The sequence below is a fragment of the Thiomonas sp. 13-64-67 genome, from assembly GCF_002282795.1.
GTDB classification, from domain to species: domain Bacteria; phylum Pseudomonadota; class Gammaproteobacteria; order Burkholderiales; family Burkholderiaceae_C; genus Thiomonas; species Thiomonas arsenitoxydans.
This window is the reverse complement of sequence record NZ_NCKP01000082.1, coordinates 1-6,211: the sequence shown is the minus strand read 5'-3', so window position 1 is coordinate 6,211 and position 6,211 is coordinate 1. Positions and strand designations below refer to the sequence as shown.

Sequence of the window (6,211 nt, the reverse complement as noted above, 5' to 3'; positions counted from 1 at the left end):
TCGGCCGTGGGCAGGTCTTCGTTATTGATGCGGCGCTGCGGCTTGAAAATGTGCGGCAGATGCGCGTAGCTGTAGAGCGAGAGCCGGTCGGGCGAGATCTCTATCACCTGATCGAGGGTGCGGGCGAACGAATCGAGGTTCTGGAAGGGCAGGCCGTAGATCAGGTCGAGGCTGATGGAGCTAAAACCGTTGGCACGGGCGGCGTCGATCACCAGCCGGGTTTCTTCCACGCTCTGGATGCGATTGACCGCCTGCTGCACCTCCGGCGCGAAATCCTGCACGCCCACGCTCATGCGGTTGAAGCCGAGTTGGGCGAGATGCGCCACGCGCGCCTCATTCACCTTCCGCGGGTCGATCTCGATGGAGAATTCGCCGCCGGGCTGCAGGTCGAAATGTTCGCGCGTCATGGCCATCAGCCGCGCGGCTTCCTCGTCATTCAGAAAGGTGGGGGTGCCGCCGCCCCAGTGAAGCTGGGTGACGGGCAGGCGGGCTTGCAAGATGCCGGCAATCAGCCCCAGCTCCTGCTCCACGCTGTCGAGATAGGGCGTGGAGCGGCCGTGATTCTTGGTGGGAATCTTGTTGCAGCCGCAGTAGTAGCACAGGGTTTCGCAGAACGGCACGTGGAAATACAGCGACACCGGCTCGTCCGGGCGCTGGGCGCGGCGTCGCAATTCCTCGGCGTAATCGCGCGGGCCGAAACCGGAATGCATGCGGTCGGCGGTGGGGTAGGAGGTGTAACGCGGGCCGGAGATGTCGAAACGCTGCAGCAGCTCGGGCTGGAAGTCGAGAGATTGATTCATCATAATGATTGAATGTTTGCTCAAAGCCAGACGGAAGGTTTTGATCTGACGCAACGGTTGGCGAGGCTGCGGCACAATTGCTGCAACGCAAAACCAACAGTTGCAGGCCGGGCTGGGGCGCCGCGCGCGGAAACAAGGGAGGAATGAACTATCCTGCGACGCGCATCTTCCGGCGTCGCGGGCCTGGCCTCGCGCAATTCCCATGCAGACAGAAACGCATTCCGCGACCGATCACAAATCCGGCATGGCGGCCCTCAGCCTCGGCGCCTTGGGCGTGGTGTACGGCGACATCGGCACCAGCCCGCTGTACGCCTTCCAGACGGCTTTCAGCCCCGATCACGGCGTGCCCTACAGCCCTGACAACATTCTGGGCGTGCTGTCGCTGATCTTCTGGGCGCTCACCCTGATCGTGCTGGTGAAGTATGTGTTGCTGGTGCTGCGCGCCGACAACGATGGCGAGGGCGGCATTCTCGCCCTCATGGCGCTGGTCATGCGCCGCTATGCCAAAGGCACGCGCGGACGCACGGTTGCCATCACCCTCGGGCTGGTGGGCGCGTCGATGTTTTATGGCGACAGCGTCATCACCCCGGCGATTTCGGTGCTCTCCGCCTTGGAGGGCCTGAGTGTGGCCACGCCGATTTTCAATGACTGGATCGTGCCCATCACCGCGGGCATTCTGGTGGGGCTGTTCGTGGTGCAAAAGCACGGCACCGCGCTGGTCGGGCGCTTTTTCGGCCCCATCATGCTGTTGTGGTTCACCGCCATCGGCGTGCTGGGGCTGGTGCAGATCGTGCAAAACCCCACGGTGCTGCTGGCGATCAACCCGTATTACGGCGCGGAGCTGTTCGTGCGCGAACCCGGTGTGGCGCTCATTTTGCTGGGCGCGGTGTTTCTGGTGCTCACAGGCGGAGAGGCGCTGTATGCCGACATGGGGCATTTCGGCCGCAAGCCGATTCAGCTCGCCTGGATCAGTCTGGTGATGCCCGGGCTGGTGCTCAACTACTTCGGCCAGGGCGCGCTGGTGCTGGCGCACCCTGAAGCCACTAAGAATCCCTTTTTCTATCTGGCGCCGTCCTGGGCGCTGTGGCCCTTGTTGGCATTGGCGACTGCCGCCACCATCATCGCCTCGCAGGCGGTCATCACCGGCGCTTATTCCATCACCACGCAGGCGATCAAGCTGGGGTATCTGCCGCGCATGCGGGTGTTGTTCACCAATGAGAGCAATCAGGGGCAGATCTACGTGCCCTTCATCAACTGGCTGCTGCTGATCTTCGTGATTCTGCTGGTGCTGAGTTTCAAGACGGCGGAAAATCTCGCGGCGGCCTACGGCATCGCGGTGAACATCACCATGATCGTCACGACCGCGTTCTGCTGGATGATCGCGCAGCACCGCTGGGGGTGGAGCGCCGCGCGGGCCAATGCGGTGTTCGGGCTGTTCGCGCTGATCGATCTGGCCTTTCTGTCGTCCAACGCGCTGAAGATCGATCACGGCGGCTGGTTCCCGCTGCTGTTCGGCGCTGTGGTCTACACCCTGCTGGCCACCTGGAAGCGCGGCCGCACTCTGCTGCGTCGCCAGCTCGAAGAGCACGCGCTGAACCTGCAGGATTTCGTTGCCAGCCTGTCCACCTATCCGCCCACCCGGGTGGAAGGCACGGCCATCTACCTCACCCCCAGCGCGACCACCGTGCCGCATGCGCTGCTGCACAACCTCAAACACAACAAGGTGCTGCACGAGCGGGTGATTTTTCTTTCGGCGCAGACCATGGATGTGCCGCACGTGCCCGCCGAACAGGGGCTCAAGCTCACACCGATGGACGAGGGCATCTACCTGCTGCACGTCGAGCTGGGCTTCCAGGACGAGCCCGATATTCAGCGCCTGCTCAAGGAATGCGAACGGCTCTACGGCCTGGAATTCCAGTTGATGGAAACCTCCTTCTTCCTCGCACGGCAGACCATCATCCCGTCCAAGCTGCCCGGCATGGCGTTGTGGCGCGAAGTGCTGTTCTCATGGATGAGCCGCAACGCGCAGGATGCGTCGGACTACTTCCGCATCCCGCCCAACCGCGTGGTGGAGCTGGGCACGCAGGTCGAGATCTGAGCCAGGCTGTCCCCGCGCGGCAAATCTAGGGACACTCAAACCAGCAGCGGGCCGACGACTTGCTGCAGCCGCTCTTGCGTCCATGCCGGGTGCGGATCGTTCCAGCCGTTATCGGCCAGACGGCCGTCGCGGTCGATGACAAAGCTCACGGGAATCCGCCAAATGCGGCCGTAGCCGGGCATCCACGGGCTGGGCAGCAAGCCGACGGGGAAAGACAGCGTGGCAGCGACGGCGCGCACCTGCGCCAGCCGCTCGGGCCCGTCCAGGCAGAAGCCCAGCACCCGCAAGCCCTGCGCGGCGTGGTCTGCGGCATAGTGCGACAGCACGGGCAGCTCTGCTCGGCAGGGGTCGCACCAGGTCGCCCAGAAAGTGAGGATGACGACCTCGCCGCGCAGAGCCGCGGTGGAGATCGTCTGCCCGTCCAGGGCCTGCAGCACCGCGACCGGTGCGGGCTGGCCGACGTGCAGGCCAGCCGCCCGGGCCGTCTGCGAGCCCATGCCGAGCAGGCTCACGCCAAGGTAGGCGCCGCGTTGCAGCAGGGCGCGCCGGGACCATGCGGTCATCGTCTGACGGCTCAGTGCTGCATGCCGTGCATGTGATCCATGTCCATGCCCTTCATGTCCCCCGGGCCCGAGGCGGTGGGTTTGCGCACCTCGAATTCGGCGGTGACCGTCTGGCCGTCCGAGAACTTGAGCGTGACCGGCACCTTCTGCCCCGGCTCGATCCCCGGCTTGGGCTGCATCAGCATGATGTGATAGTCGCCCGGGGTGAACGCCATGCTTTTGTGCGGGGCGATGGCGATGGCATCGACGTGCACCATATTCGACATGCCGTTCTTGTTGACCGTCTGGTGCAGCATGACCATGCCGTATTTCGGGCTGGAGGCGCCGACGAGCTTGATCTCCTTGTCGGTATCGTTGGTGACCTTGGCATAGCCGCCCGCAGGCAGGTTGGCCGGAAGCCAGCGGATCCAGGCATCGGTCACTTGGATGCCCGCGGCGAAGGCCGAGCCGAGCAGACCCAGGCTGAGCGCGCCCGCGGCCAAGCCGCGCCGGGCGGTGCGAGAGAAAAAAGCGTTTGAACGCATGGTGAACTCCGTTTGCGAGTGAAAGAAAGCAAAGATAAGCAGAGATTAAAACGCGGTACTGATTCCCAGGCTGGCCGTCCAGTGCGGGAAGAGCTGATAGCCGTCGAGGCGGCTGTACACCGGCAGTTGCACAAAGCCGTAGGCTTGCCAGCCCTTGACCAGTGTCGCCGATAGGCCGGGGCTGAGGTAGGCCACGGTGCCCGCAGTATCCGCGGTGTCGGCCAGCGCGCCCTGGTCGTGGCTTTTGTGCGTGATATTCACCTGCACTTGCGGCACGAAATCGGGGCGCGCCTCATCGCGCAGGCCAAAGCTCAGGCTGGCGAGGTTGCCCGGGCGGTAGTCCTCGCCCGGGGTGTCGAGCTTGTGCGCCACCGCCGCCTGAAATTGGCCGCTGACGAAGGCGTCGAAGTCTTGGCTGATGGCCTGATAGGCGTAGGCGCCGACGATCAGATCGGTGCTGCCCGTGCCGGGCTGCAGACTGGTGTCCACCAGTTGCCCGGCACTCGGCCCGCTGGAAAAAGCAACCGGGCTGCGCCCCACCGTGCCCGTGCCGTCGGCGTTCGGCCCGCCGTAGCGGCCGGTCGGCAACTTCAGTCCGAGCTGCAGCCCGACGTTGTGCGTGGGCAGCAGGCCCTGAAAGCTGCCGATGAGCTTGACGTCGCCCAGGCCGCGCAGCGTGGCGCCGCTGAGGTTGTCTGCCGTGAGCTGATCCGGCGTGGCCGCGCCATAGGTGCTGTGGCTGCGGTCGATGTAGGGAATCTGCAAGTTGACCGACCAGTCGGCATTCGGGCTGTACGTCAGCCCCAGGGTGGTGTAACGGTTGATGGTGTCGTGCTCGACTTCCTGCCCCGCGGCGGGGTTGAGCGCGGCCACGCTCGCCGCCGACACGCTGTGCGTACCCGTGCGGAGCTGGCTCTGGTTGATGTAGTCGGTCTGCAGATTGACCCGCCAACCCGAGGCGGCGGAATAACCCATGGCGGCGTCGGTGCTCAGACTGCAGCCGCAGGTGGCGCAGGCGTGCGCAGACAAGGGAAAAGCCAGCGCCATGGCGCTGCAGGTCAGGCTGGCTGCGCGCAGGGCGCGCCACTGGGGGGCGGGCAAGCGTCTTGCCCGTGGGGAATGTACGCAAAGCATCGGAGACTCCTGTAGGCCCGCAGGGGCGGGCGGGCGTGCATGCCGAGCGCCGCGTGTGGCGAAACGCGCGGCGCGACTTGGAAAGCGGGTCAGGAGAACCGGGGTGGAGCGCGGGGCTGTTGCGGGGAGTGGGGCGGCGCTGCCGCATACGGCGCGGCCCGGTAGGCAGGGCATTGTGCGACCACACCTGCTTTGCTGGGCAGGGCCGATGTGTCGGGCGCGGGCAACGCAGCCTGGGCGGACGCCGTGACCGCCGCTGCCGGGTTGAGCAGGACCAGCAGGCTGCGCGCGTGCGGCTGCGACGGGCTGTGGCGCGCGGGCTGTGCGCTGCGCGCCGACGCATCGTGGTCGGCGGCGGCGCTTGCGCAATACGGCAGCGAGATCCAAACCGCGGCCGGCTGCCGCGCCAACGCCAGCGGCTGCAGCATGAGCGCCGCGAGCACCACCCAGATCAGATGGGAGGCGCGGCGCAGAGTGGAAAACAGACGCGGCAGAAAGCGCATGGCGGTGGAGTGTCTGCTTTGCATCTTACGCAAACAAGCGCCGTCGCTGACGATTTTGCGTTTGCGCAATACATTGCGGCTGAAATCTGATTCGGCGCAGCAGCGCCGTCAGGCAGGCTTCGCACCGCGCAGATCAGGCCACAGGCACCCACCCTGCAAGCCTTTACCATGCAAGGATGCAGACCGCCCACCCACCCGCCCCCAAGCCCTACACCCGCGCCGCCCAACTGCCTGCTCTGCTCAAGCAACGCATCGTCATCCTCGATGGCGCCATGGGCACCATGATCCAGCGCTTCAAACTCAGCGAGGCGCAGTATCGCGGCGAGCGCTTCAAAGACTGGCCGCGCGATGTGAAGGGCAATAACGAACTGCTCAGCCTGACGCAGCCGCAGATCATCCGCGACATTCACGAGGGCTATCTGGCCGCGGGCGCCGATCTGGTCGAGACCAATACGTTTGGTGCGACCACGGTGGCGCAGGACGATTACGGCATGGCCGAACTGGTGGACGAGATGAACGAAGCCTCGGCCCGGCTGGCGCGCGCGGCCTGCGACAAGTTCAGCACCCCGGACAAGCCGCGTTTCGTCGC

At 65.3% G+C, this 6,211-nt stretch carries 7 protein-coding genes; 2 read left to right on the top strand and 5 right to left on the bottom strand.

All coding sequences use genetic code 11. The features are described 5' to 3' along the window. On the bottom strand, positions 1–803 hold an 803-nt coding region (locus B7X30_RS14265), incomplete at its 3' end, for a radical SAM protein (RefSeq protein WP_286731445.1). A 199-nt stretch (positions 804–1,002) separates the two neighbouring features. Here B7X30_RS14265 and B7X30_RS14260 point away from each other — a divergent pair. Beyond that, a complete protein-coding gene (locus B7X30_RS14260) occupies positions 1,003–2,898 on the top strand; it encodes a potassium transporter Kup (protein ID WP_286731443.1) in 1,896 nt (631 codons plus the stop codon). Between the two features lie 35 nt (positions 2,899–2,933). Here B7X30_RS14260 and B7X30_RS14255 read toward each other — a convergent pair whose 3' ends face one another. The 4 genes from B7X30_RS14255 to B7X30_RS14240 form a co-directional block, all read right to left on the bottom strand. Continuing rightward, positions 2,934–3,461, bottom strand: coding sequence for a TlpA disulfide reductase family protein (locus B7X30_RS14255; RefSeq protein WP_286731440.1), 528 nt, complete (start codon positions 3,459–3,461; stop codon positions 2,934–2,936). 11 nt (positions 3,462–3,472) lie between these two features. Next, on the bottom strand, positions 3,473–3,985 hold the full coding sequence (locus B7X30_RS14250) for a copper chaperone PCu(A)C (RefSeq protein WP_013124551.1): 513 nt from the start codon (positions 3,983–3,985) through the stop codon (positions 3,473–3,475). Positions 3,986–4,030: 45 nt separating this feature from the next. Continuing rightward, positions 4,031–5,119, bottom strand: a complete 1,089-nt coding sequence (locus B7X30_RS14245) for a transporter (RefSeq protein WP_465020145.1) — start codon at positions 5,117–5,119, stop codon at positions 4,031–4,033. An 89-nt stretch (positions 5,120–5,208) separates the two neighbouring features. Next, a complete protein-coding gene (locus tag B7X30_RS14240; RefSeq protein ID WP_286731435.1) occupies positions 5,209–5,622 on the bottom strand; it encodes a transcriptional regulator algP in 414 nt (137 codons plus the stop codon). A gap of 176 nt (positions 5,623–5,798) precedes the next feature. On the opposite strand from B7X30_RS14240, the gene B7X30_RS14235 reads away from it, so the two are divergent. Then, on the top strand, positions 5,799–6,211 hold a 413-nt coding region (locus tag B7X30_RS14235), incomplete at its 3' end, for a homocysteine S-methyltransferase family protein (RefSeq protein WP_286731432.1).